This is a genomic window from Paenibacillus contaminans (genome assembly GCF_003285015.1).
Taxonomy (GTDB): Bacteria; Bacillota; Bacilli; order Paenibacillales; family NBRC-103111; genus Paenibacillus_V; species Paenibacillus_V contaminans.
On record NZ_QMFB01000014.1, the window covers coordinates 80795 to 106191 of the forward strand.

Consider the following 25397-nt stretch of genomic DNA (forward strand, 5'->3'; position numbering starts at 1 on the left):
AAGACAAGTCGAGCAGGGCAGCAAGCCTTGGATTTTTTAGAGGATAACATACTCGGGATTGTTGAAGGCATGATCGCGAAAGCGAACAGGATATCGTAATATTTTGTATGGACCGTGCGATTAGTGGTGAAAACCTTATTGTTCATGAGGCTGCCCTCATTATTCAACAGGTAAAATGCTCGTTTTGGCCCGTTAGTGAGGCAACCGGCACTATCAATATCGTTTGCCTCACTATTAGTTGCCTTTGCCTCATTATCAACCTGAACACGGGGTTTCGGCGGGAAACAGTGAAGTTTACCTCACGAATAGTAAACTTATCCTCATTATCTGGTCTGAACATGGGGATTCGGCGGGAAACAGTGAAGTTTCGGTACATGGGTGTGTGTAGGGGACTGGTTCCCGTTCAGTCTCGAACTGGCCATTTACAATTAGCTGAAGCAATCAGCAATTTTCAGATAGATCGTGTACGAGTACAGCATCAGATTTAATACTGTAGGAACGAAACGTTTGCGTGCCGGGATCAGACCTCTGTCATAGCACAGTTTTAGCTCTGATGCTGTACTAGCAACTTCTAACGAACATTCCTGCCAAGTAAAAAAAGAAGCTTGATTGCTCAAGCTTCCGCGTCGTATTTTCTACTGTAGTCTCCCCGCCGCTGCGCGGCGCTATGTTGCATGAAAATCACTTGCGCCGCCGCTCGTAACGAGCTATTTTCAGAGGAGGATTTGTGTCGTTCCAACGGCAGCTGCCGACAAGAGCAGGCGGTAAGCATTAAGTTTTCAGCGACTATTTCTGCCGATTTCTTTGATATCCCGAGTAAACTCGCCTGCCCTTATAAAGCTCCGGCCGTTTACCCATCGATTAGTGCGGTCCCATCGCTTCGGGGAATTCGTTCCCGCACGGGCCTGCTTCTTCGTTCCAGGTCATGTCGACCGCTTCTCCGTCACGCGTATAAAGCGGGTTGTAATATCTTCCGATCTTGTCGGTCGATACGCCGGTATAGTGGCAGATGAACGAGCGGCGGAACCGGTCTGAGGATTGATTCGGATACGAGCCGTGAATGATGCTGCCATTAAAAAACAATACGTCTCCGGCTTCGAGCTTGGTTGCCACGACCTGCATACCTTCCGGCACGTTGACCTCTTCCTTGGAAAAGGATACGGCGGGGTCGGCTTGGTGCGGGCATTCGATCGAGATCGTGTTCGTGCGCGGTACGAGCATGATGCCGCCGTTTTCCTCGTCGGAAGGATCTACAGCCGTCCATGCGGCGATACAGGTGCCCGGCTCGACCTTCAAGTAAAAGTTGTCCTGATGAAGCGCCTGGCCGCGAGCGCCCGGAGGTTTGAAGTAAAACATGCTTTGCGCGGCATATGCTTCTTCCTCGAACAAGTCTGCAAGCACATCCATAACCTGAGGATGAATCATATACCCCTTAGCCGTTTCGCTGACGCGATGCGGATGCATCATTCGCGGGTATACTTTAAGCATATCGCCGTTCGACTCTTCCAGCGGTACGGAAGTAAAACAGCCGGGAATCGAGCCTTGGGCATGCATATTCATAAACGTTTCCTTCATGGTTTCGATTTCGCGCTCATTGAACAAACCCTTTATTATAAGATATCCGTCTCGATCAAACTGCTGCTTCTGTTCTTCCGTAAGCGTTGCGAGCGTGTGTTGCTTTGACATTGAAATCCCTCCGCCTATATGATAGTGGTAACGTTCTGATGTTTACATTGTAGCGGCTTCGCGTGTATGAAAGGAATGGTGGAAATGTTCGAATTCCTAGACGATCCTGCTATTCGTGATCAGAATGAGCATAGAGGCGGCCGGCTGCTTGCCGATCACTTCCGCGAGCCGTTCGGTTACCGGACCCGCCGTTCCAAGGGCTCGGATGATTGGCTGATCACTTATACGATATCGGGTGAAGGGGTATTCAAAATAGGGACAGACATCCGCCCGTGTTCGGCAGGAGATGTCGTGATGCTGCCTCCCGGGACACCGCACTTGTATGCGACGCAGGAAGGCGGCATATGGGATTTTGTTTGGGTGCATGTCGTGCCGCTGCCGCATTGGAGCGGGCTTTTGCAGCTGCCGCGGACCTTCGGCGGACTTATTTATTCGCATGTTGGGGAAGAGCAGACGCGGCGCCGTATGCTGAACGCTTTCGAACGGGCGATTCACGACAGCCGGGAATTGAAAAGCTTCGCTGCCGAGCTGGCGATGACGGCGGTCGAGGAAATCCTGCTGATCGTGAACCAGCAGCACCGGCAGACGTCGAAGCCGGCGATGGATCCGCGCGTTTCGGAGGTGCTTCATGCGTTGATGCATCGCATGAGCGAGTCGCATTCCGTGGCGGCGCTTGCACAAGCCGTCAATTTGTCTCCGTCCCGACTTGCCCACATGTTCAAGGAGCAGGTCGGCGATTCGATCATCGATACGCTGAACAAAATTCGCCTGCGTCAAGCCGCTCGACTGCTGCGCTTTACCTCCCGCCAGGTAAGCGAGGTCGCAAGGGATGTCGGCTTCCAGGATCCTTTTTATTTTACAAAGCAGTTCAAAGCGTTCTACGGGATGAACCCGAGCGAATTTCGAAGCCGGAACTCTTTAGCGGAGGATTAGGAGTAACCGTCCGGCTTTTCCATACATTTGGAGTGAACGTCCGCCGGATAAGAAGAAAAGCCTTGATGAAAGGGGATCGTCCCGATTGCCGTCAGGGCATCTACGCTGTCGGCTTTTCCGTACATTCGGAGTCACCATCCGCCGGATAAGAAAAAAAGTCTTGATGAAAGGGGATCGTCCCCATTGTCGTCAGGGCTTTTTGCACTGTCCGCTTTTCCATTCGATCCCGGCTCCCGGTCACATGTCAGATGCCGAACCTAGTTGAATGTTCAAGCGCCGCCGGCCCTCCATAAGCGGATTGTAAAAAAAAGCATATGCGAAAATTATTGCAAATTTACATATGTTTGTCGCCCTCCCATACTAAAAATTGCTTACCGACCGCAATTGGGAAAGGAGGTGCATAGATGTCAATGCGCATGTCGGCGGAATCGCGGAAGAACGGTCTCCGCCCGTCCCCTGCAGGCAGCTTTAAAACAAGCCGGCGGAAATCGCTTGCCCGCAACTGGGAGTTATACCTCATGCTTGCTCCGGTTATCGCTTATTTCGTTATTTTTCATTACTTGCCGATGTACGGCGTGCAGATCGCGTTCAAAGATTACATCGCTCCGAAAGGGGTTTGGGGCAGCCCGTGGGTAGGCTTCAAGCATCTGGAGCGGTTCGTTTCCAGTTATTATTTTTGGCGGATTATTTGGAACACGATCTCGATCAGCTTGTATCAGTTGGCTCTCGTTTTTCCGGCGCCGATTCTGCTTGCGCTCATGATCAACGAAGTGCGGAGCAGGATGTTCAAACGAACGGTGCAGACCGTAACGTACGCTCCCCATTTTTTGTCCACAGTCGTCACAGTCGGCATGTTGTTCATTTTTTTGCATCCCAAGACGGGGCTCGTCAGTTTCATCCTGCGGTGGCTTGAATACCCGCCGATTTACTTCATGACGGAACCTTCCTGGTTCAAAACCGTTTACGTGTTGTCCGAGGTTTGGCAGCAGGCCGGATGGGGGACGATCATTTATTTGGCGGCTTTATCTTCCGTCGATCCGCAGCTGCACGAAGCGGCCAAAGTGGACGGCGCATCCAGGCTGAGAAGAATTTATCATATCAATCTGCCTGCCATATTGCCGACCGTCATGATTTTGTTCATTTTGAATATCGGTTCGCTGCTCAGCGTCGGATTCGAGAAAGTGTATCTGATGCAAAATTCGATGAATATGGCGAGCTCCGATATTATCGCCACTTACGTCTACAGAACCGGTATTTTAGGCGCACAGTACAGTTTTTCCGCGGCGGTGGGGCTGTTGAATTCGGTCATCAACATGATGCTGCTGCTGACGTTCAACCGGTTGTCCAGACGGGTAAGCGGATCTAGTTTATGGTAAAGGGGAGGGAACATGGATAGCTGGTCGCAGCAGTCTAGAGCGGACAAAGCGTTCGAAGCGGTCAACCTCTTCTTGCTCGTCTGCATCGTCATCGTCGTGTTATACCCGCTTGTTTTCGTAGCGTTCGCCTCGATCAGCGATCCGGCGGCGGTCATTAATGGGGATATGCTTTTTTGGCCGGAAGGGTTTACACTGAAAGCGTATGAAAGGGTTTTCCAAAACATCGATATCATGCGCGGATACGGTAATACGATCCTGTATACGCTCATCGGGACGGCGATCAACCTGGTTATGACCATACTCGCAGCTTACCCTTTGTCGCGGAAAGATTTGGCCGGACGAAACGCCCTTATGATGCTGTTCGTTTTCACGATGTATTTCAGCGGGGGCTTGATTCCGAGTTATTTGATCATCAAAAGCTTGGGCATGGTCAATACGTTCTGGGCGCTGATCATCCCCAATGCGGTAGGCGTATGGAATATCATTATTATGCGCACTTTTTTCCAGCATACGCTGCCTCACGAGCTTCATGAAGCGGCTGTGATCGACGGCTGTTCCAACTTCCAGCTGCTGATGAAAATCGTGCTGCCGCTCTCCATGCCCGTTATCGCCGTAATGGTGTTGTTTTACAGCGTCGGCCACTGGAATTCGTATTTCAGCGCGCTGATTTACTTGTCCGACCGGGACAAATACCCGCTGCAGCTCATTTTGCGGGAAATTCTCGTGCAAAATCAAACGCAGGAAATGATGCAAATGAGCGAAGAGTCGGCTACACAGCAAGCGCTCATGGCGGCAAGCATCAAGTATGCGGTCGTCATCGTGGCCAATTTGCCGGTGCTGCTGCTGTACCCTTTTCTGCAAAAGTATTTTGTGAAGGGCATGATGATCGGAGCGATCAAAGGTTAGCCGATCCATTCGCATTTATAAGGGGGTTATCAATATGAAATTAGCAAGATCGATCGCCATCATTGCATTATTGGTATCGACGGCAGCGGTGACAGCTTGCGGGGGAAATACGGAAGCGCCTTCAAGCAGCCCGTCCGCAGGGAAAGACGAATTGCTGAACAGCGGCATGCCGATCGTGAAATCGCCGATTACGCTTAAAGTTTTTTCCGGAAAGCCGCCGCAGGTTTCCTCGGATTGGAACGGACTTATGTTATGGAAAGAATACGAGAAAATGACAGGCATTCATATCGACTGGTCGCTCGTGCCCTCCGAGAATTTGGACGAACGGCGCAATATTATTCTGGCCGGCGGCGATTATCCGGATATCTTCTACGCTTCGACGATCCCATACGGCGATTTGGTCAAGTACGGAGAGGCCGGCGTGTTCGTTCCGTTAAACGAGCTGATCGAGAAACACGCGCCGAATTTCAAGAAGCTTATGGAGCGTTATCCGGATATCAAGAAGGCGATTACGTCGGAAGACGGCAATATTTACTCGCTTCCCGGCATATTCGATCCGGAATTCGTTTCCGTGCGTTCCGGGCAGAAGCTGTGGTTCAAGCAGGAATGGCTGGATCAATTGGGTTTGAAGACGCCGGAATCGCTGGAGGAATTATACCAGTATTTGAAGAAGGTAAAAGAAACCGATTTGAATAAAAACGGCAAGCAGGACGAAATTCCGATTATGTTCCGCGGCGTATCTCACGTGATTCCGCAGTTATTGGGCGCCTGGGGGCTTGGAAACCGCGGGAACCTGCATCCGTATGTGGATGTCGATCCGAAAACGAACGAGCTGCGCTTCATCCCGGCCGATCCGGGGTATAAAGAGATGCTGCAATTCATCAACCGTCTTTATAAGGAAGGCATATTCGATAAAGACATGTTTACGATGACGAACGAACAGTTTGTTGTGAAGGCGGGAGAAGGCAATGTCGGATCTTTCCTCGGCATCGGCGCTGCAGCGTTTAACGGCACGGGTTATACCGGAAGCGGGGCGCTGAAAGGACCGACCGGCATCAAAATGTACAATTCCGTTCTTCCGTCCGTCATTTTGCCCGGCGCGTTCGCCGTCACATCCAAAAATAAATATCCGGAAGCTTCGCTGCGGTGGATCGATTATTTCTACGGCGATGAAGGAAACCTGATGTATTTTATGGGCTTTGAAGGCGTCACCTACAAAAAAGGCGCGAGCGGCGAATACGAATTTACTGATGAAATCGTGAAAAACCCGAAAGGGCTCAACCTCAACCAGGCGATCGGCCAATATCTCGTGTGGCCTGGCACGAATTATCCCGGAATCGTCATGCAGAAGACGTTTAAAGGAACGGAAGGACGGCCGGAGGTACTGGAAGCGGCGGAGAAATTCAGACCCGATTTGATCAAGGAAGCATGGCCGGGGTTCAATTTTACCAAGGATGAATTGGAGCAGTTGAACGTTAGCGTCGATATCGGCACTTATGTCGCGGAAATGACGACCAAATTCGCCAGCGGGGAGGCCTCGTTCGACGCTTGGGACAACTATGTGGACACGATCCGCAAAATGGGCTTGGACAAATATATGAAAGCCTACAAATCGGCGTACGAGCGGTATAATAAAGTGAAATAAACGGCAGCCGCCGCTGCGGTCAATAAGGCTCTGCCGACGCAGAAAGAGGGGGAAATGTGTGAGCCTATCGAACGTTTTTCCGTTCAACCGGCGAAAATCGCGCAGATTTTACGGCTACCTGTTCTCTTATTTGATCGTCGTGTGCGTGTCCTTGTTGATCGTCGGCAGCGTCGTGTACAGCACTTTTTTTTCCGCTATGACGAAGGAGCTCGAAGAAGCGAATATGTCGCTGCTCCGACAGACCCGGGAAGCGATCGATACCCGGACGAAGGAGATGAACAGGATCGCTTACCGCATCTCCGTCAACGGCGAATTGATCCCTTATAAATTGGAAGCGGGCGTTTACAGTTTGACCCGTACGATCGGCATATTAAACGATTATAAATCGACGAACGGTTTTTTGCGGGACGTCGCCCTGTATTATTCGTCGCGCAACGACGACAGGGTGTATGCGGCCAGCGGCGTTTATTCGCTCGACTCGTTCTTTCGCGATAAATTTCGTTTCGAGTTTTGGAGCAAGGATGAACTTTCACAGGGGTTGGACACGCTCGGGTCGCCTTTAATGCGGCCGCTCGAGTATGTGACCATTGCAGGCGAGGAATCGAAGCGCCTTGCCGCTTACATCGCGCCGCTGTCCTATAATGCCGGCAAGCCGTACGGCGTCGTGCTGTTTCTGATCGAAGAGCAGTCGTTCGCCGGCATTTTGCTGAATGCGCTTAATAAATACGAGGGTTATTCGTATTTGTTGAACGAGAAGAACGAAATTATCGCTTCCGCATCGACTGTCGGTTCTTATGAGAAAGCGAATGATGTGCTGAAGGAAATCGGCATCGCTTCGCAGCCGCAAGGAATCAGCTCGGTCAAAGCGGGGGACGGCAAGCTGTCCGTCAGCAAGCTGACCTCCACTGTGAACGGCTGGTCTTACATTACGGTAATTCCGACCGATCAAATGATGGCGGGCATCCATCTTCAGCAAAACGTGTTTTTTGCATCGGTTTTCGCCGTGCTGCTGCTCGGTACGGTGATGGCGTTATTTTTCGCAAGGAGAAACTACAGGCCGCTGCAGAGACTGTTTCATTCGATCGGCGGCAGCAGATTCGAGTCTTCCGCCGCCGGACGTTATGACGAATACTCGATCATCACTCATGCCGTAGGGGAGATGACGAGGGAAAACACGGACTTGCTCTCGCGGCTGAAAACCCATGCAAGTCTCGCCAAAGAGCAGCTTTTGCTTAAGATGATTTACGGACAAATCAAGCCGGGCGAAGCGATGGAAGCGATGAAAAGGCTTACAAATATGTCGTTTCACTATCCGAATTTCGCCGTGCTTCTGTTTATCATTGACGACTATAACCGTTTTGTCGAGCAAAACTCGCCGTCGATGCAGGCTATATTGAAATACAGCCTGGTTAATATCGTCGAAGAGCTCTCCGGGGAAGTCGGCGGCGGATACGGGCTGGAGCTGCCGGATAAGCGGGAAATCGCTTTGGTGTTGAATATGCGAGAGTTATACGGGGAGGAGCAATTAGGCAAAATTGCCGACGATGCGAGAGCGTTCTTCCGGCAATATTTCAAGCATACGCTTACTGTTTGCGGAGGAGGCATCTATTCGGGCGAGGCCGGACTGCGCATGTCGTTTTTGGAGGCGTGCGGCGCCGCCCGGTACCGGATTGTCCGCGGGGACGGGAAAACGATTTTTTACAGCGAAACGGCCGGCCAGAGCTCGTCCGCCTATTGGTATCCGTTCGAGCCGGAAAACCGGATCGTCGTTGCGGTGAAGCAGGGGAAACGCGCGGATATGGAAAGCGCCGTCCGCGACCTTGCCGCAAGCATCGGCCGTCAAGAACTTAGCGCCGAAGAGATAACCAGCATCTGTCTCGGCGTTATGCAAACCGTTATGAAGACGATGATCGAAATGGGAGGAGAATGGGAGCATCCGGGGGCGAAAGCTTTTTCGCTGTCAGGCTTGGAGACGCTGGAGGAGCTGGAAGCGCATATTCTCGAGTACTGCGCCAAAGCGTGTGATCTGATCCATAGCAAAAAGGAAAGCAAAAACGTCAATTTGCTCGATCAGGTGATCGCTTATGCCGACGTTCATTTTTCCGATCCGATGCTCAGTTTGAACGGGGTCGCCGATCAATTCGGCGTATCGCCGTCGTATTTGACCCGTTTCTTCAAAGACCAGACGGGTTACCCGCTGATTCATTACATCGATATGATCCGGATGGAGAAAGCGAAGGAATTGATGCGAACGACGGGAGCGAAGATGAAGGATATCGTGAAGCAGGTCGGCTACGTCGATCAGACGAACTTCAACCGCAAATTCAAGCAGCGCGAAGGCATTACGCCTTCGGAATATAGGGATGTCTGCGAAAGTCTTCGGTGACGGAAACGGTCTGGGAAAAGAAGGGGAATAAGCGATTCCTGCCGCTCAAGCCTAGCAATGAACTTTAAGCGGTCAGCATTCCGGCAATTGACGGTTGAGTGGGCGGGAACAGCACAAAAGGAGGAAGGATGCCGCCATGTCGCATTTTTATTCCATGGGCGAGTACATAAAGGAACGGTATCGAAGAACGGAACGTTCCTTCGCGTTTGACGCCGGCTCCGAAGACGAATGGAAGCTTTGGAAACGTCTGTTTACGGAAAAGCTGCACGATCTGTTAGGGGAGTGGCCCGAAACGCTCGTGAATCCGCGGCCGGTCATTTTAGAAAGAGTGCGGTACGACGGTTATACGTGCGAAAAAGTAGTCATTCATAGCGAGGAAAACATGCAGGTGCCGTTTTATCTGCTCGTTCCGGACGAAAACAACCCGAAAGCCGCGATTCGCCGAAAAAACGGGAAGCTTCCCGCCGTGCTTTGCTTGCACGGCCACGGCGCGGGCAAAGATGACGTAGCCGGCATTCAGCACGGAGAACGGCAGCGGGAAATGGATTACAGGGCGCATCGATACGATATCGCTCCCGAATTGGCCCGCGAAGGCTTCATTGCGGTCGTTCCCGATGCAAGAGGGTTCGGAGAACGCAAGCTCGGCTACGGAAAGCCGCATGCGGGAGGCGAAAAAGACGGCTGCGACCTCGTGTTTCTGAAGTCGATCATGCTCGGCATCAATCCGCTTACGCTAAACATTTGGGACGCGATGCGCTGCATCGATTATTTGGAGTCGAGGGAAGAGGCGGATCAAGAGCGGATCGGCTGCATCGGGCTGTCGTTCGGCGGAGCCTGGGCGCTTTATACGTCTATATTTGACGACCGTATTCGCGCCGCGGTCATAAGCGGGTATTTCAATTCTTTCGAAGCGCATGCGATTGAGTGGGGCAATTTTTGCGGCTCCATGACGGTTCCCCATCTTCTGAAATACGGCGAAATGGCCGACGTTGCCGCGCTGCTTGCTCCCAAACCCGCCTTATTCTCCTGCGGCAAGGAGGATATCGGGTTTCCGTTTCAGGCTTCGCAGCAGGTTTATGAAACAGTGCGAAAAGCTTATACCGCGGCAGGGTGCGAACAAAATTCGAAATTTGACGGTTTTGACGGAGGCCATCAGTTTCACATTCCGGCCGTTCTCGATTGGCTGAACGAGTGGTTGTAAAAGCGCAAGTTCGGCATGCGGTCGACCGACGTTATGCAGCAAGGCAGCGATTATTTTGTCCGGTTGAAAAGAACCTCCGGGATATGGTTCGAGGTTTCGCGCAGCTTTTGAATGAGAAGGATGGCTTTAAGATTAGATTTTTACGCGTTGCTTCCATAGATATGCCAAGGACCCCCGATTTTCGGAGGTCCTTTTTGGCCGTCTACTTGCAATTTAGCAGGCGGTTCAAACCGGTTCCCTGCAAAACATGAATCTTTGCGTCGTCTGGGTCGATTCTCATAATATTATGCCTCGAGTCCGTTTTCCAAAGTCTCCAGCGCACTCTCGATCACGTCGATATAGTCGGCCTCCGGATGTTGCACGCAATAGGAATGCGCACCGAGAATCGCTCCGACAATCGAACCGGCATAAGCAAGTACCGCACGATCGCCATGATCCCGTTTGATACGTTCGGCAATCAGGCCGGCAATCATCATCAGCGTGTCCGAAATTTGAGACATATTGGCGGCCCGAAGCTCGGGGATGGCCATGACGATCTCCATCCGCTCCCGAATCGCATGTCGCACATCGGCTGGAATAAGTGCGGCGCTATCCCTTACGGTTTGACGGAAAGCCCGTATCGGGGTTAATTCGGAGGGTTGATTCCGATACATGTCAATCAGCATAGGATCGAAGTCGTCCTCCAGCACAAGCGCTTCTTTAGTCGGAAAATAGCGGAAGAGCGTACTGGGGGAAACCTCGGATCGGTCGGCAATTTGCTCGATTGTCGTCTCATGATACCCTTGCTCGCGGAACAGCTTGATTGCGTTCTGCTGGATGGTTTCTCGGGTTTTTATTTTTTTTCTCTCGCGAAGCCCGATTTTGGGTTGGTCATCTGAAATCACGCGCTAGCCTCCCGGCATCTACACAGTTATGTCCTATACCTGTAGTGTACCGTTTTTGCAGAAGACGGGCAACGTTACGCGCCGAACTCGTTCGCGCTTCCGGCGCTTCGCTCCCCGGCGGTACGGGGCAAGTACAGCAGCGCAAGCGCCATTCCGACTACGGCGATGCCGCCGCAGATCAAAAGCATGATGCCCATCCCGGAAACGAAGGCATGCCGAACGGAATCTAGCAGCGGTTCCGAGTTCAACCGCTTCGCCACGGCGGTCCCGGCTGCCACGCCTTGACGGACGGTCTCCGCAGCCGGTTCGGGGACACCGCTTAGATCAAGCTGCGACCGATAGGCAGCATTCATGGCTGACCCGAGCAACGCGACGCCGAACGTGCCCCCGACTTGACGGAGGGCCATAATGAGGGCGGAACCGACACCGCTTCTTTCCGCGGATAGTTCGCCAAGCGCTGCGTCCATGGAGGTTGGCAGCGCCATGCCGAGACCGAAGCCGGATACCGTAATCCATGCGGCTGCGAAGCCGTATCCGCTATCCGCGCCGGTCGCCGACCCGATAGCCAAGCCGGCAGCGAGAAGTGCGAAGCCGATCGCGGCAATGAGCTTTGCGCCGCAGCGGGCAATCAAGCTTTGCGCAGCCTTGGCGCCGAAGATCAGTCCTCCGATAAGCGGCAGCAGTCGCAGGCCGGTTCCCAGGGAGTCCGCTCCCTGAACGATCTGAAAATACTGCGGCATGGCGAACATCAAGCCGAAAATGGCAAACGTAACCGTTGTCGCGAGTACGGTTCCCCAGGTGAAGCGGGCCGAACGGAACAACGATAGATCGATAAGCGGATGGGCGGCTTTGAATTGCCGTACGACGAACAAGATCAGCAGTACAAGCCCTGCGGCAAGCGTACCGGCTGCCGCAGAATCCGACCACCCGTGTTCGCCTGCCCGAATGACGCCGTAGGTGACGCCGGTAAGGCCTAAGCTGGATGTCAGCATGCCGATCCCGTCGAGCCGATGCCGCGCGGCGCTTTTGGATTCCGAAAGCAGGTAACCGACTGCGATCAGAGCGATCGCGACCAGCGGCAGGTTAATCAGGAAGACCGATCCCCAAGCGTAATGCTTCAGGAGCCAGCCGCCGAGAATAGGGCCGAGGGGGATGCCGAACATGTTGGCCATCGCCCATATCATCATGGCTTTGGTCCGTTCCGCGCCCTGAAAAAGAACGGGCAGTATCGACATGGACAAAGGCATTAAAAACGCGGCGCCAAGCCCTAGAAAGCAGCGCATAAGTACGAGCATGGAAGGTGTATCCGACATAGCGCATCCGGCGGATGCCGCACCGAACAGGATTAGCGAAGCAAGCAAAAATTTTTTCCGGCCGAAACGGTCGCCGAGCATGCCGGCAGGCAGTAAAGCCGCCGCTAATACGAGGTTGTAAGAATCGACGATCCACTGAAGATCGCTTGTAGAGGCTTCAAGGTCGTTCGCAAGCGTCGGCAGTGCGACATTCAGAATCGTCATATCCAAGGAAACGGCCAAGAGGCCGAAGGTGAGCGCGCCCAGCACCCACCATTTGCGCGAACTATTATTGCGCATTGTAATCATCCGCCTTTCACGGTTCTTCAAGAACCCATTTAATGACATTGTATTTAAAATGATAGTTACTGTCAAATTATATTTCATGTCATAATATTGGCGTTGACTTGATTCTGAAAATTTCAATGCAGTTTTATTAAATGCATTAATATGCTACGCTTCTAAGTACTAGCGTCAAAGGCTGCTGAGTTCCCTAACGGGAATCGGACATGTGAACTTGCTTTTGCAATTGTCTTATACTCAGTGGACTACGTTAAGCCATCCAGGAGCTTCGGACCTATATCTTAGATAAAAACGGGAAGGATGATAAATAGTGACGGCTGACAATCAAATGGTTAAACTAACTTCTCTTTCAAGCAAAGGCGGCTGCGGCTGCAAAATCGGACCGGCCGACCTCTCGCAGGTGCTGCGGAATCTGCCCCAAGCCGAGCCGAACCCGAATCTGCTCGTCGGGCTCGATACGAGCGACGATGCGGGCGTATATAAGCTGAATGACGAGCTTGCGCTCGTTCAGACGGTCGATTTCTTTACGCCGATCGTCGACGATCCTTATTCGTTCGGCCAAGTAGCTGCGGCTAATGCGATCAGCGATATTTATGCGATGGGCGGGAAACCCCTCACGGTGCTGAACATCGTGGCTTTTCCGATCAAAACGCTGGACAAACAGGTGCTCGCCGAAATATTGCGCGGCGCTGCCGATAAAGTGAAGGAAGCCGGCGCTACGCTTGTAGGCGGTCACTCGATCGACGACAACGAACCGAAGTTCGGGCTGGCCGTTACCGGGTTAATCCACCCTGGAAAGGTGCGTACGAACGCCGGTGCGAAGCCGGGCGACAAGCTGATCCTGACGAAGCCGATCGGGGTGGGGATTCTGACGACTTCGATCAAGAAGGATAAGCTTGACCCCGAAGAAGTGAGGCGCGTTACCGAGGTGATGACGACTCTGAACAAAGCCGCAGCCGAGGCGATGGAACCTTACGACGTTCATGCGTGCACGGACGTTACGGGCTTCGGCCTGCTTGGCCACGCTTCCGAGGTGGCCAAAGGGAGCGGCGCCGGGGTGCGTATCGCGCGTTCGCAGGTGCCGGTGCTGCCGCGTGTCCGCGAGCTTGCGGACGAGGGCTTCGTGCCGGGCGGTACGAAGAACAATTTCGCGCATCTGCAAGGCGCGGTCTCCTTCGCATCGTCGATGGATCAGACGGAGCAATGGATCCTGTGCGATGCGGTGACATCGGGCGGACTGCTTATCTCCGTCGCCGCAGAGCAGGCGGAAGCGCTGTTGGCCGATTTGCACAAGGCCGGCGTATCGGCCGCCGCCATGATCGGCGAGGTTGTGGCCGACCATCCGGGACAAATCGTTGTGACCGATTAATCCGGCATTCAAGAAAGGACGGACGATACTTTGTTCCAGGATATGACGATCGAACAATTGCTTGACGAAGCGAAGCAAGGGAGACTTACGCTTATCGATGTGCGGTCTCCTTCCGAATTCGCGGAGTCGACCATACCGGGCAGCTTGAACATTCCGTTTTTTGACGATGAAGAACGCAGCCAGGTCGGTACCCTGTACAAACAGGTGAGCATACAAGCGGCTAAGGAGCGGGGGCTGGAAATCGTTTCGGCGAAGCTGCCCGCCTTTATCAAACAATTTGCGCAGCTGGAAGGACGCAAAGCGGTCTTTTGCTGGAGAGGCGGCATGCGCAGCAAAACGACGGCGACGGTGCTTTCGCTTATGGGCATCCGCGTTCATCGGCTGGAAGGGGGCTTTCGCGCTTACCGGAGATGGGTTGTCGCCCAATTGGAAAGCATCTCGTTCAAGCAGCATGCTTATGTTGTGAGCGGCTATACCGGCTCCGGCAAAACGAAGCTGCTGCAGCTGCTGGAGGAGCGCGGCTACCCGGTGCTCGATCTGGAAACGATGGCGCAGCACCGAGGCTCGATTTTCGGGCAAATCGGACTGAAGCCGAACAATCAGAAAACGTTCGAATCGCTGCTCATACACAAGCTGATTGACATGAACGAATCGCCTTTCGTCATGCTGGAAGCGGAAAGCAAGCGGGTTGGGAAGGCGGTATTGCCCAACTTTTTGGTCGAAGCGAAGGAACGGGGGACGCAGTTGTTCATCCGGATGCCGATTGAGGAACGCGTGCGTAATATTGTGGAGGAATACCGGCCCTATGAAAATAAGGCCGCTTGTATCCATGCATTTGAGCAAATTAAAAGGCGGATTCATACGCCCGTCGCAGCTGAGATCGAAGCTCATTTGCAGGCAGACCGGTTCTCCGAAGCGGTATCGCTGCTGCTCGAGCATTATTACGATCCGCGTTACGGGCATGCCGCGGCGCAGTATGGAGACGAGCGCATCTATATCGATGCAAGCGGCGTCGAAGATGCGGCTGAGGCGGTCGTCCGGTTTCTGCCGGCATTGAAGCCGGAGCCGGCATCGGCAAGCAGGTAAAGGATATCCATTGCTAAGGTTTATGAAGAGTAAGGATGCCGGAAACGGCGTTTTTAACGATGTGGTTCCGATTCAGGATTACACCGTTGCACCTTGCGATCAACCCTTCGATTTGCTCCGCATACGTGCTATAATAACAATCGGCATCTGCGCACGCTTGCGCAATAGACTATACAATCGAAGAGGAATATTAAATGAACAAGGGCAAATTATCGGCCGCTACGATCGGTCTTGGCGGCATTCAATGGTTTTTTTTCATGTTTGCGAACACCGTCGTCATTCCGTTATCGGTAGGGGCGGCATTTCAGCTATCACCGGAAGAAATTTCAGGAGCGCTGCAGCGCTCCTTCGTGTTTACGGGCATCGCTTGCGCGCTTCAGGCGCTGATCGGACACCGCTACGCCGTCATGGAAGGACAGTCGGGGTTATGGTGGGGCGTTACGCTTAGCTTATGCGCGTCTTCGGCTTCGCTTGGGCTAAGCTTGCCGGAGCTTGGCGGCGCTTTGTCGCTTGGCATGATGATATCCGGCGGGCTCGTCGCCCTGCTGGGCGCGCTCGGCATAGGCAGGCTGCTGACCAAATGGTTCACCCAGCCTGTTATGGGCGTCTTTCTTCTTCTGCTTGCTTGCCAACTGATCATGATTTTTTTCAAAGGCATGCTGGGGTTGTCCGTATCGGATAAAATCGATGTGCCGGTAGCCGGGCTTTCGCTCGTTATAGTCGTTTTCGTGCTTTGGCTCAGCATTAAGGGGAAACCTTTCGTGCGCAATTTCGCAATTCTGATCGGCATCGTAGCAGGCTGGATTGCGTTTCGGCTTTTGTTTCATACGAACAGCGCGGCCGAAGAGAGCGGCGGTCCGCTGCTTGCTTTGTTCCCATGGGGAGAACCGCATGTCGAGCCGAGCATTTTGATCATGACCATCGTAACCGGTCTTCTGAACATGACGAATACGGTTGCCGCGCTGAAAGGAGCGGAAGAGCTTTACGGACGCCAAACGAAAGAAGGCGAATATCGCAGGTCGTTCGCTTTGACGGGTACTTATTCGGTCGTTTCGGGGGCGTTCGGGCTCGTGCCTTATGCGCCTTACGCGTCTTCGCTCGGATTTTTGCAATCGACGCGAATATTGGCTACTTCTCCCTATTTCGTAGGGGCGATTATTTTCATGACGCTCGGTTTCGTTCCGGCATTAAGCGGATTTTTCGCGTCGATGCCCGTAAGCGTAGGGCATGCCGTTTTATTCGTCGCTTATTTGCAGCTGTTCGGCTCGGCTGTGCGCAACTTGGCTGGAGTCGTGTTTACGCCTGCAACGGTGTATAAAATCGCAATCCCCGCTATGGTCGGTCTGGCGCTGATGAACATTCCGGCGGCGGCTTTTGCGGCGGTCCCGGCGCTGATTCGTCCGATCGTCTCGAACGGGCTGCTGATGGGTATCGTCGTAGCGGTAGCCATCAATAATGTTTTTAATTGGGACAAGTTCGAGCTTGCCAAGGATGAAAAACCGGAGGAAAAGAAGGCCTCCTAGCTGCTGTCGAAGGCGTTTCGTTACAGCTGTTCACCGAAAAAATACGCGGTTGAAAAAAATGCCATCCTTTGGTCCAAGTCCCGGTATAATGAACTTATGCGAATCTGTTTGCCGTTCGTACGTTTATCGGATCGTATCGTGGAAACGGCCTGGAACTTGCGGTAAACGCCGTCGTTTAATACGCGGGTGGCGTTACCTTGATCGTTCGCTGAAGTACTTTATTTTATCGGAGACGGAGTGATCGGCGTGAATTTGAGAGAGCTTGCGGGACAAATCGAATCGGGAAAGTTCAAGCAGAGCCTGGAACGTCACTTATCGCTTGAAACGAGAACGCTTCTGGACGCGATGACGGCCAAAGAGACCGAGGACCGGCTGAGTCAGATCGTTCGCGAGCCGATTCAGCTGTCGGGAGAAAACAGCAGGGAGCTTTTGCAGCTATACTATACGGCATCATGGCTTCATTTATTTGAAACACTGAATATTTCTCCGCAAGCCAAGCTCTTCGAAATCGCATCGGGCGATACCGACTTCATTCCTCAAGCCTTGGATGCTTATGCAGGTGCGGAAGGCCGGTATGTAACCGCTAATTTGAATAAAGAGTTAACCCAGCAATTTAAGCGCAAAACGGCGGTTTTGAACGTAGACGTACAGATTATCGAGGACGACGGGGCGCGCATTCTCGACTACGTCGAAGGCGGCACATTTGACGCGGTCGCTTTTCACCATGCGATCAACGATATCGTACAGACGATCATTGCCGATGCGGAAGGGATCGATACGGTAAACAACAACTGGTGGGATATCGAGCCGCAAATGTTGAAAGCCGTCATGGAGTACCATCATAGCGGAAGATTGAAAGACGCCGTCTGCGAAACATTTATCGGGATCGTCGATACCTGTCGCGGCTTGCTTAAACAAGCCGGGTACATGATCTTCGATAATTGCTCCTACGACGGCTATGAACAAATCGGCTATTCGACGGCATTCCATAGCAATTATATTAATTTAGCGAGAGCATGGATCAAGGAAGCCAATTTGGGCTTGGAGGAAGTCGAGCCGGAGGGCTACGACGGCAAGTGGTGGATGATTTTGCGGAAAGTGTAACGGCTGAAGGATGAATCTGTGAGTAACGGCCCGTCTTTTTCCCGTGATTGCCGGGTATACTTGTATTGACTACCGTACATAGGAGGCAATCTCATGGCAGACCAAATCAAAGTGACGATTAAAGTGAACGACAACGGTTCGCTTAGGGTGACGGGGCCGGTCGAATTGGTGGACGCAGAAGGCAACCCGTTCGAGCACAAAGAAACGTTCTCGCTTTGCCGGTGCGGCGGGTCGGGCAACAAGCCGTTCTGCGACGGCACGCATAAATCGATCGGCTTCGAAAGCGCGCCGAGAGCGAAGCAGAACGAATGATTGGCTACTGCAACCCGGTCTCGTGAAGAGGCCGGGATATTTTTCATTTCCCGACAACTGTAAGAGACGCTTAGGAGCGACTCTAATGTGAACGCCGGCGCCCCTGCTTATTTCCTGCCCGTTCCGGTTGCCCGCATCCCGCGAATCGGATAGACTTAAACAATCAAAGATGAACTTCATTGCCGAAACGAGGAATGAGACATGAACAAAACTTGGTTTTACCGCACCCTGCTGTCTTATGTTCCCGTTTTTTTTGTTGTAACCGCTTTTTTGTTTTTTATTTTTTTTCAGACGCTCAGCGAGCAAAACAAAAAAAACGCGGTCAAAGCGAATGACGTTCTGGCGCGGCAGGCGATGCAATCGATCGACCATTCGCTGAAAAGCATCGACCAGAAGCTGACCTACGAAGCGATGAACAACCAGGATATGGTGCGCTATTTCGCGCAGGACGGCGAAGAAGATCTATATTTGAACGTGCGCCTCATGAATGCGATTCAAGAGTTTATCGTCAACAATCCGCTCGTCGATTCGATGTATCTCGTCCGGTTTAAGGACCGGTCGGTGCTTAGTCTCGGGACCTCTTATCCGCTCGATCAATATCCGGATGCGGGTTTCATCAAACAGCGGGAGCACGCTCCGAACAGTTTGTGGTCGGATGTCCGGTCTTACCGGGAGTTTTCGTTCGAGGTGGACAAGCGTGTCGTTACGCTGACGCGCGGCGTTCCGATTTTTACGCAGGACAAAGGCATGATTATCGCCAATGTGCGCACCGATGCTTTGCACGGATTAGTCAAAGATATGTACGATCCGGGAGTCAGCTTCATGCAAATGACCGACAGCCGAGGCGCTTCCCTATTGGAGCAGGGAGATTCGCCGAAGACGCCGGAATCGAAACGCAACGAGCTGTTTGCAAGCTATACCTCGGACTATACGGAATGGAACGTGCAAACCGGCGTGCCGAGCGGCGGCCTCGCGAGCTTCGTGCTGGGATTGTACAACGTTTGGTTCACGATCGGCCTGATCATGGTTGCGGGCGGAATCGGCTGGATGATCTACGTAACGAAGCGGAACTACAAGCCAATCGAGCTGATCGTCGGCCGCCTCCGGACATATTCCGAGCAGAAAGCGCAATCGCTGTCCGGGGACGGCAACGAATTTCATTTTATCCAAAATGCGTTGGAACGGCTAATCGAGGAAACCGGGCAATTCGCGGAGCAGTTCGAGCAGGATTTACGGGTCAAACGGCAGTTTTTCTTCTATGAGCTGCTGGAAGGCACGAGGCCGATCGGCCTGGACGAATGGCAAAAGGAGATGGAGCGGCACAAGCTGCCCGTTACTTTCGGCGATCAGCTGGCATTCGTCATCGAGATCGATAAATACGGCGAGTTTTGCCGAACATATAGCCAAAGGGACCAGCATTTGCTTAAGTTTGTCATCGATTGCGTCGTGCAAGAATCGACCCAGAACGGGCCGCTTGCCGTATGGAAGCTTTGGACGGCGGGGGACAGGCTGAGCGGTATATTTCATTCGATAGGCGGCGAACGGGAATTGCGCGAGGAATCTCTTTCGTTGCTCGAAAAAGTTCGCGCATGGGTCGAGCAAAACCTGCAAATGACCGTCACGATCGGCGTCGGCGAACGGGTGGAGCTCCCCGACGAGCTTCGCGTTTCCGGCAAGGAAGCGCTGGAAGCGCTCAATTTCAAGACGGTATACGGCATCAACCGGATTATTATGTATAAGGATACCGTGCCCTCGAAGGGCGAAATGTACGAGCATCTGCAGCTTATTCAAACGATCGTCCATCATTACCGTTTTTCGGATGAAGCATGGCTCGCCTGCCTGCGCGAATTTTTCGGCCACATTCGCCGCGATCTGCTGTCGCGCGACGATACGTCGAGTTTGATGAGCTTTTTTATTTTCCATTTGAACCGGGCGATTGCGGGGATGGGACCGGAGCTGCAGGAGCCTTGGCAGGATAAAAGCTTGCCGGGACTGTACGATGCCCTGGAATCGTTCGAGACGATCGACGAGCTGGAGCAGCTGTTCATGAAGGAGCTCGGCGAATATGCGGACACGCTCCGCTCGCTGAGGGACGCTCGAAGCCAGCATGCGCTGATGGGAGATGTAAAAGCATATATAGAAAAGCAATTTACCGATCCGAATTTATCGCTCGACTTATTAAGCGAACGATTCGATTTGAACGGCAAATATTTAAGCAAGTTGTTTAAGGAGACGTTCGGGGTCAAGTTCGTGGATTTTCTGATCGAGCTGCGGATGGAGCATGCCAAGCGGCTGCTCAAGGAGACGAATGTTCCGGTTCAGGAAATCGCCGAGCAGGTCGGTTATGCGAGTTCGGTATCATTCATTCGTATTTTCAAGAAATCGACCGGTTTGTCGCCCGGCGATTACCGCAAAGAAGACAAAAAGTAAAGAAGCGAAAAAGGTTTATCGAGAGACACCGCGCATTTGTCGGCGTGCCGTGCAGTTTACTGCTCGCCGCCGGGATGGGCGGTGTTCTATATTTGGAGCCATCGGAAAGTATATTGCGGAAGAAGCCCGAACCTGTGGTAACCGCGGGCGATTTCGGCAAGCGTTTATCCTTGAATCTCCGCGGGCCAAAATGACAATCGGCACATCGAACGAAAATCGTTTATTGAGCGCTCTCATACTCCGGGCTTAGAATCAGGGCAAGCTTTCCGGAATGGAGGTGGCCGTGCGGCGGCGGATCGGCAGGATCGCCTTGGCCGATTCGAAACCATTTAAAGATTCAACGCTAGTCAGCAGAACTCGTGTACCAAACGATCAACTACGAAAGGGAGTCGGCGAAACATGAACAAGATACGGATGAAAAGAGCGGCAGCCGCGTTCGCGGTAATCGCAACGGCGAGCAGCGTACTGGCGGGCTGCGGAGGAGACGGGGGCAAACCGGCGGGCGAAGCCTCCTCGCAAGGCAGCTCCAAGGAGAAGGTGAAGCTGACGTTCGAAACTTCCGTTTATACGGAAGCGCCTCATAAGAAAGCGATCGACATGCTCCTGCAGAAGTACAATGAATTGAATCCGAACGTCGAAATTACCGTTCACGGCACCGATTACAACAACTTCTTCAATAAGCTGACGACTGAAGTGGTGGCAAGAACGCAAGGCGATATCGTGCAGCTGTACCCGGAAAATATCGCCCGCTACAACTCGCTGGTGGAGGGCGGCGCTTTCGTCAATCTGGATTCTTACATCAAAGGCAAGGATCTGGAGACGAAGCTGGTCGGCCAGGAGCTGAACAAAATCGACGGCTCGTATTATGCGGTATCCAACTATGCATGGGGCTCGACGGGTATTTTTTACCGGAAATCGTTATTCGAGAAAGCGGGCGTCAAACCGGAGGACATCAAGACGCTCGACGACTTCAAGAAGGCAGCGTCCAAGCTGGGCGCTGACACGAACGGAGACGGAAAGCCGGATCAATACGGGTTCGCCAGCGTCGTTTCGTCCCATGCGTTTACATCTTCGGAATGGTATCGTCTCGTGGCTCGTCCCGCTTCGGGGGGCATCTACTTCGGCGACGGCGAGCAGGGGCCGTATACGCCGGACCGCGTCAATGTGAATTCCGAAGCCAACATTTGGGCAGCTAACTGGTGGCTTGATCTGTTGAAGGATCCGAATGCAACGCCGGCCGGCACCAGGGACAAAAAGACGACGCGTGAAATGTTCTGGAACGGCGCGGCGGCGATGATTATGGACGGTCCTTGGTTTATAGGCATGACGCGGGAACGGGACGAGAAGCTGATGAACGATCTCGGGCTCATCCCGCAGCCGGTCGTGAGTTATAACGGCAAGGACAATAAACCGAATCCGACTATGTATCCGCTCGTAGCGATGATTTCGAAGAAGAGCAAAAACCAGAAGGAAGCATGGGAATTCCTTCAATGGATGACGACGCCGGAAGCCCAGCAAATTATCGAGGTGTCCGGAATGATTCCGAGCAACAAAGATTTTTCCGGCTCGGAGGATTTCAAGAAGCGCAATCCGCTTGGCGCCCAGTTTTTTGAATACGTCGATAAGCTGTATGCGCCTGCCGTTATGGACCCGCCGATTGCCGAGCAAGGACAACTTGCACAAATTATGCAAACGGCGGCGGAAAAAATGTTCGTCGGCAATGTGGACGCCAAAACGGCGCTCGACGAGGCAGCAGGCAAAATGAAAGATGTCATGAAGAAATAGGCTGAGCAGGCCGGCAGTCATCACGTTCGGATTGGCCGGGGCGAAATGAAGCCTCGGCCCGTCCGAAGAAAGGAACTCGCGCATGAGACTGGAAAATCGCACGATCTCTACGCCAGGCGCATCGTCGTTCTGGCAGCGGGAATGGAAGGCGCTTTGGCGGTCGAAAACCGCTTATCTGTTTATCGCTCCGCTGGTCATTACGGTATGCTGCATTTTGCTGTATCCGATCTTCAAGGCGGCGCTGATGAGCTTCCAATATTGGTATATCGCCAAGCCGATCGGCGGGCACCCGTTCGTCGGACTGAAAAACTATATCGAAGTCGTCCGTTCGGATTACTTCTTCAAATCGTTGGGCATTACCGGCATTTATTTGGCCGTAACCGTCGTTGCGCGGTTTTTGCTCGGACTCGGGACCGCGCTGCTGCTAAACAAAAAGTTTAAGGGACGGAGCTTCGCCCGGGTGCTCATAATCGTGCCGTGGGCGATGTCGGAAGTGGTCGCCTGTCTAATTTTCGTGCTGATGTACGACTATCAATACGGCATCATCAACCATTTGCTGATGTCCGTGAATCTCATCGATACGCCGATCTCATTCCTCGGCGATGCCAACTACGCGCTGGATGCCGCGATGCTCGTGAATGTGTGGAAGGGCTTTCCGTTCGTCGCAATCATGCTCCTTGCAGGCTTGCAAAGTATTCCCGATGAGCTGTATGAGGCGGCGACAGTCGACGGAGCATCGGGCTGGGATAAATTTTGGCATGTGACGCTGCCTACGCTAAAGCCGGTTTCTCTGGTCGTATTCCTGCTGCTAGTCGTTTGGACGATACGCGATTTCGCGATCGTATACGTCTTGACGAACGGAGGGCCGAGCAGGGCGACCGAAATTTTCACGATATTCGTTTACCGCTCGGGCTTTGAGTATTACCAGTTCGGGGAGGCTGCAGCCGGCGGCATGATTTTGCTTCTTTTCTCGCTAGTATTCACGTTCATCTACATGAAGGTTACGAAAGCGGGGGATACGGCATGACGAGGATAAACGGAACCGCCGCCGTTTACCGGAACATGGAACAATCAGCGCGAAATAAACGTTCCGGTATTTTCAAAAAAACGGCGATTTACGTGCTTGTCGGACTCATATGCTTATTCGCCGTCTTCCCGTTTTTGTGGATGATCGATATTTCCCTGAAGCCGCAAAGCGAAATTTATCAAAATCCGCCGACCCTTTGGCCAAGCGAGCTGAACTGGAACGGGTATAAGCAAATGCTGAATTTCGGCGCCGACGATAATTTGAATTTCATCAAATGGTTTTTGAACAGTACGCTTGTCTCCGTTATGACGACGCTGTTTGCGATCATTATTTCCACGCTGGGCGGTTATGCGATGTCGCGTTTCAAATTCCGCGGCCGGATGGGAATCGGCTACATCATTTTGATTACGCAAATGCTGCCAGGTTCACTGCTGATGATTCCGATGTACATTATCATGCGGGACTTGAACCTGCTCAATACGCATATGGCGCTTGTGCTGGCTTATACGACGTTTGCCGTTCCTTTCTGCACTTGGATGCTCAAAGGGTACTTCGACACCATATCGCCGACGATCGACGAGGCTGCCATGGTGGACGGAGCGAACCGTTTCACGACGTTCTGGCGGATCATTCTCCCGCTTACGCTTCCGGGTCTAGTCGTCACCGCGATCTTCTCGTTTATTACGAGCTGGAACGAATTTTTGTTCGCGTTCACGCTGCTGAACGGAGCGGACATGTGGACGCTTTCCGTCGGTATCGCCAGCTTCCAGGGACAATATATCGTCAATTGGGACTACATTATGGCCGGCTCGGCGCTCACGACGCTTCCGATCGTGCTTATCTTCTGGTCGATGGAAAAATATTTGGTGCGCGGCATGACGGCCGGAGCAGTGAAATGACGGGATACTCCCGTTCGATCAGGGGGGAGTATCTAGGGAAGTTAACGTGTAGGGGACAGCATGAAATGGAGAAAAGGAATTGCCTTGCAGCGAGTTTTGGCTTTGTGTTTCTCCCTTCCGAAGGCCCATTCAATGAGAGAAACGCAAAAACAAGATGTCTGAAGCGGCAAGGTAATCCTTTTCGGAATGCAATGCGCCCCCTACATTTGCTAAAAAAAGATAGGACGAAGAGGAGACGGATGAGATGATCAAATTCGGTATTGTCGGTATGGGATTGCGCGGGAAGCTGTTCGCGGATACGATTCTGCAAAGCCATTACGCCGAGCTGGCTGCGGTAAGCGACGCTTTCGCAGCCAGCCTCGAGGCGGCCGTAGAGCGTTACGGCGTTCCGGGTTATGCGGATGCGGCGGAAATGATGGCGAAGGAGAAGCTGGATGCCGTCGTTGTGGCGACGCCGGATTTTCTCCATAAGGAGCCGGTAATCGCGGCGGCCCGTCATGGCTTGCACATCATGGTTGAGAAGCCGTTCTCCACAAGCGTCGAGGAGGCGCTGGAGATGGAGGAAGCCGTCCGGGCTGCGGGCGTCAAATGCTTGATCGCTTTCGAGAACCGCTGGAGCGCGCCTTTCGTCAATGTGAAGCATGCGGTAAAAAGCGGGGAAGTCGGGCGAGTGTTGGCTATAAATTCGAGGCTGAACGATACGATTTTCGTGCCTACCAAAATGCTTAAATGGTCGCAGGGCTCATCCCCGGGCTGGTTTCTGCTGTCGCATTCGACCGATATGGCTTGTTATCTGAAAGAACAAAAACCGGTCCGCGTGTACGCTGTCGGAACTAAGCAAAAGCTTGCCGCCATGGGGATCGACACGTACGACTCGCTGCAAACGATCGTCACGTTCGAGGACGGTACGCATGCCGCGTTTACGACAAGCTGGATTTTACCGGAATCGATGCCGCTGATCGTCGATTTCAAATACGAGATTATCGGCGAGGACGGAGCGCTTTATGTCGATCTTCATGATCAAATGGTGCATCAAGCCGGAGCCGTCTACAAGCATGTGCCGACGCTCGGCACGCCGGTGAACGGCCGCTTGCTGGGGCCGCCAAGCCATATGCTGCATGCCTTCATCGACAATATCAGGTTGGATACGGAGCCGCTCGCCGGGCCGGAGGAAGGTGTAATCAATACGCGGCTCGTCGATGCGATTCACCGTTCCGCAGAGTGCGGAGCGCCGATCGAATTGGCGTAAT

At 52.9% G+C, this 25397-nt stretch carries 20 protein-coding genes; 16 read left to right on the plus strand and 4 right to left on the minus strand.

Annotation, left to right across the window (positions count from 1 at the left end):
* Nucleotides 1-861 precede the first annotated feature (861 nt).
* A complete protein-coding gene (locus tag DQG23_RS22665) occupies nucleotides 862-1686 on the minus strand; it encodes a phytanoyl-CoA dioxygenase family protein (protein ID WP_113033170.1) in 825 nt (274 codons plus the stop codon).
* A gap of 84 nt (nucleotides 1687-1770) precedes the next feature.
* On the opposite strand from DQG23_RS22665, the gene DQG23_RS22670 reads away from it, so the two are divergent.
* Complete coding sequence (locus DQG23_RS22670) at nucleotides 1771-2619, plus strand: helix-turn-helix domain-containing protein (RefSeq protein ID WP_158560650.1); 849 nt, start codon at nucleotides 1771-1773, stop codon at nucleotides 2617-2619.
* On the opposite strand, the gene DQG23_RS43465 is transcribed toward DQG23_RS22670, so the two are convergent.
* Entirely contained in the window at nucleotides 2616-2744 is a 129-nt protein-coding gene (locus DQG23_RS43465) for a hypothetical protein (RefSeq protein ID WP_272949064.1), read from the minus strand. The genes DQG23_RS22670 and DQG23_RS43465 overlap by 4 nt on opposite strands.
* Nucleotides 2745-3023: 279 nt before the next feature.
* On the opposite strand from DQG23_RS43465, the gene DQG23_RS22675 reads away from it, so the two are divergent.
* The 5 genes from DQG23_RS22675 to DQG23_RS22695 all read left to right on the plus strand — a co-directional run bounded on the left by DQG23_RS22675 (nucleotide 3024) and on the right by DQG23_RS22695 (nucleotide 10133).
* Nucleotides 3024-3995, plus strand: a complete 972-nt coding sequence (locus DQG23_RS22675; RefSeq protein WP_420330251.1) for an ABC transporter permease — start codon at nucleotides 3024-3026, stop codon at nucleotides 3993-3995.
* Between the two features lie 12 nt (nucleotides 3996-4007).
* Nucleotides 4008-4901: a carbohydrate ABC transporter permease gene (locus tag DQG23_RS22680; RefSeq protein WP_113033172.1), complete on the plus strand. Its 894-nt coding sequence runs from the start codon at nucleotides 4008-4010 to the stop codon at nucleotides 4899-4901.
* 34 nt (nucleotides 4902-4935) lie between these two features.
* Nucleotides 4936-6546, plus strand: a complete 1611-nt coding sequence (locus DQG23_RS22685; protein WP_113033173.1) for a type 2 periplasmic-binding domain-containing protein — start codon at nucleotides 4936-4938, stop codon at nucleotides 6544-6546.
* 58 nt (nucleotides 6547-6604) lie between these two features.
* Nucleotides 6605-8932, plus strand: coding sequence for an AraC family transcriptional regulator (locus tag DQG23_RS22690; protein WP_113033174.1), 2328 nt, complete (start codon nucleotides 6605-6607; stop codon nucleotides 8930-8932).
* 136 nt (nucleotides 8933-9068) lie between these two features.
* The gene (locus tag DQG23_RS22695) at nucleotides 9069-10133 is read left to right on the plus strand and encodes an alpha/beta hydrolase family protein (RefSeq protein ID WP_113033175.1); all 1065 of its coding nucleotides are present in this window, start codon (nucleotides 9069-9071) and stop codon (nucleotides 10131-10133) included.
* 284 nt (nucleotides 10134-10417) lie between these two features.
* On the opposite strand, the gene DQG23_RS22700 is transcribed toward DQG23_RS22695, so the two are convergent.
* Nucleotides 10418-11017, minus strand: coding sequence for a TetR/AcrR family transcriptional regulator (locus DQG23_RS22700; RefSeq protein WP_113033176.1), 600 nt, complete (start codon nucleotides 11015-11017; stop codon nucleotides 10418-10420).
* 74 nt (nucleotides 11018-11091) lie between these two features.
* On the minus strand, nucleotides 11092-12609 hold the full coding sequence (locus DQG23_RS22705) for a DHA2 family efflux MFS transporter permease subunit (RefSeq protein ID WP_113033177.1): 1518 nt from the start codon (nucleotides 12607-12609) through the stop codon (nucleotides 11092-11094).
* A 331-nt stretch (nucleotides 12610-12940) separates the two neighbouring features.
* On the opposite strand from DQG23_RS22705, the gene selD reads away from it, so the two are divergent.
* From selD to DQG23_RS22755, 10 genes are all read left to right on the plus strand, one after another.
* Nucleotides 12941-13981 carry a selenide, water dikinase SelD gene (gene selD / locus DQG23_RS22710; protein WP_113033284.1) on the plus strand — a complete coding sequence of 347 codons (1041 nt, stop codon included), beginning with the start codon at nucleotides 12941-12943 and terminating at the stop codon, nucleotides 13979-13981.
* 30 nt (nucleotides 13982-14011) lie between these two features.
* The gene (gene mnmH, locus DQG23_RS22715) at nucleotides 14012-15067 is read left to right on the plus strand and encodes a tRNA 2-selenouridine(34) synthase MnmH (protein ID WP_113033178.1); all 1056 of its coding nucleotides are present in this window, start codon (nucleotides 14012-14014) and stop codon (nucleotides 15065-15067) included.
* 194 nt (nucleotides 15068-15261) lie between these two features.
* Nucleotides 15262-16590 (plus strand): uracil/xanthine transporter, encoded by a 1329-nt coding sequence (locus tag DQG23_RS22720; protein ID WP_113033179.1) that lies wholly within the window; start codon nucleotides 15262-15264, stop codon nucleotides 16588-16590.
* 246 nt (nucleotides 16591-16836) lie between these two features.
* Nucleotides 16837-17694, plus strand: coding sequence for a hypothetical protein (locus DQG23_RS22725; RefSeq protein ID WP_113033285.1), 858 nt, complete (start codon nucleotides 16837-16839; stop codon nucleotides 17692-17694).
* A 93-nt stretch (nucleotides 17695-17787) separates the two neighbouring features.
* On the plus strand, nucleotides 17788-18006 hold the full coding sequence (locus tag DQG23_RS22730) for a CDGSH iron-sulfur domain-containing protein (protein ID WP_113033180.1): 219 nt from the start codon (nucleotides 17788-17790) through the stop codon (nucleotides 18004-18006).
* 201 nt (nucleotides 18007-18207) lie between these two features.
* Nucleotides 18208-20436 carry a helix-turn-helix domain-containing protein gene (locus DQG23_RS22735; RefSeq protein WP_113033181.1) on the plus strand — a complete coding sequence of 743 codons (2229 nt, stop codon included), beginning with the start codon at nucleotides 18208-18210 and terminating at the stop codon, nucleotides 20434-20436.
* Nucleotides 20437-20835: 399 nt separating this feature from the next.
* The gene (locus DQG23_RS22740) at nucleotides 20836-22221 is read left to right on the plus strand and encodes an ABC transporter substrate-binding protein (protein ID WP_113033182.1); all 1386 of its coding nucleotides are present in this window, start codon (nucleotides 20836-20838) and stop codon (nucleotides 22219-22221) included.
* Nucleotides 22222-22303: 82 nt separating this feature from the next.
* Nucleotides 22304-23248: a carbohydrate ABC transporter permease gene (locus DQG23_RS22745; RefSeq protein ID WP_113033183.1), complete on the plus strand. Its 945-nt coding sequence runs from the start codon at nucleotides 22304-22306 to the stop codon at nucleotides 23246-23248.
* Nucleotides 23245-24147 (plus strand): carbohydrate ABC transporter permease, encoded by a 903-nt coding sequence (locus tag DQG23_RS22750; RefSeq protein ID WP_238177985.1) that lies wholly within the window; start codon nucleotides 23245-23247, stop codon nucleotides 24145-24147. The genes DQG23_RS22745 and DQG23_RS22750 overlap by 4 nt, the downstream gene beginning before the upstream one ends.
* A 244-nt stretch (nucleotides 24148-24391) precedes the next feature.
* Nucleotides 24392-25396: a Gfo/Idh/MocA family protein gene (locus tag DQG23_RS22755; RefSeq protein ID WP_113033184.1), complete on the plus strand. Its 1005-nt coding sequence runs from the start codon at nucleotides 24392-24394 to the stop codon at nucleotides 25394-25396.
* Nucleotide 25397 lies beyond the last annotated feature (1 nt).

Bases quoted from the DNA above. Each gene is read 5' to 3' on its own strand.
- DQG23_RS22665 (WP_113033170.1), bottom strand. From the start codon at position 1,686: ATGTCAAAGCAACACACGCTCGCAACGCTTACGGAAGAACAGAAGCAG.
- DQG23_RS22670 (WP_158560650.1), top strand. From the start codon at position 1,771: ATGTTCGAATTCCTAGACGATCCTGCTATTCGTGATCAGAATGAGCAT.
- DQG23_RS43465 (WP_272949064.1), bottom strand. From the start codon at position 2,744: ATGTACGGAAAAGCCGACAGCGTAGATGCCCTGACGGCAATCGGGACG.
- DQG23_RS22675 (WP_420330251.1), top strand. From the start codon at position 3,024: ATGTCAATGCGCATGTCGGCGGAATCGCGGAAGAACGGTCTCCGCCCG.
- DQG23_RS22680 (WP_113033172.1), top strand. From the start codon at position 4,008: ATGGATAGCTGGTCGCAGCAGTCTAGAGCGGACAAAGCGTTCGAAGCG.
- DQG23_RS22685 (WP_113033173.1), top strand. From the start codon at position 4,936: ATGAAATTAGCAAGATCGATCGCCATCATTGCATTATTGGTATCGACG.
- DQG23_RS22695 (WP_113033175.1), top strand. From the start codon at position 9,069: ATGTCGCATTTTTATTCCATGGGCGAGTACATAAAGGAACGGTATCGA.
- DQG23_RS22705 (WP_113033177.1), bottom strand. From the start codon at position 12,609: ATGCGCAATAATAGTTCGCGCAAATGGTGGGTGCTGGGCGCGCTCACC.
- selD (WP_113033284.1), top strand. From the start codon at position 12,941: ATGGTTAAACTAACTTCTCTTTCAAGCAAAGGCGGCTGCGGCTGCAAA.
- DQG23_RS22720 (WP_113033179.1), top strand. From the start codon at position 15,262: ATGAACAAGGGCAAATTATCGGCCGCTACGATCGGTCTTGGCGGCATT.
- DQG23_RS22730 (WP_113033180.1), top strand. From the start codon at position 17,788: ATGGCAGACCAAATCAAAGTGACGATTAAAGTGAACGACAACGGTTCG.
- DQG23_RS22735 (WP_113033181.1), top strand. From the start codon at position 18,208: ATGAACAAAACTTGGTTTTACCGCACCCTGCTGTCTTATGTTCCCGTT.
- DQG23_RS22740 (WP_113033182.1), top strand. From the start codon at position 20,836: ATGAACAAGATACGGATGAAAAGAGCGGCAGCCGCGTTCGCGGTAATC.
- DQG23_RS22745 (WP_113033183.1), top strand. From the start codon at position 22,304: ATGAGACTGGAAAATCGCACGATCTCTACGCCAGGCGCATCGTCGTTC.
- DQG23_RS22750 (WP_238177985.1), top strand. From the start codon at position 23,245: ATGACGAGGATAAACGGAACCGCCGCCGTTTACCGGAACATGGAACAA.
- DQG23_RS22755 (WP_113033184.1), top strand. From the start codon at position 24,392: ATGATCAAATTCGGTATTGTCGGTATGGGATTGCGCGGGAAGCTGTTC.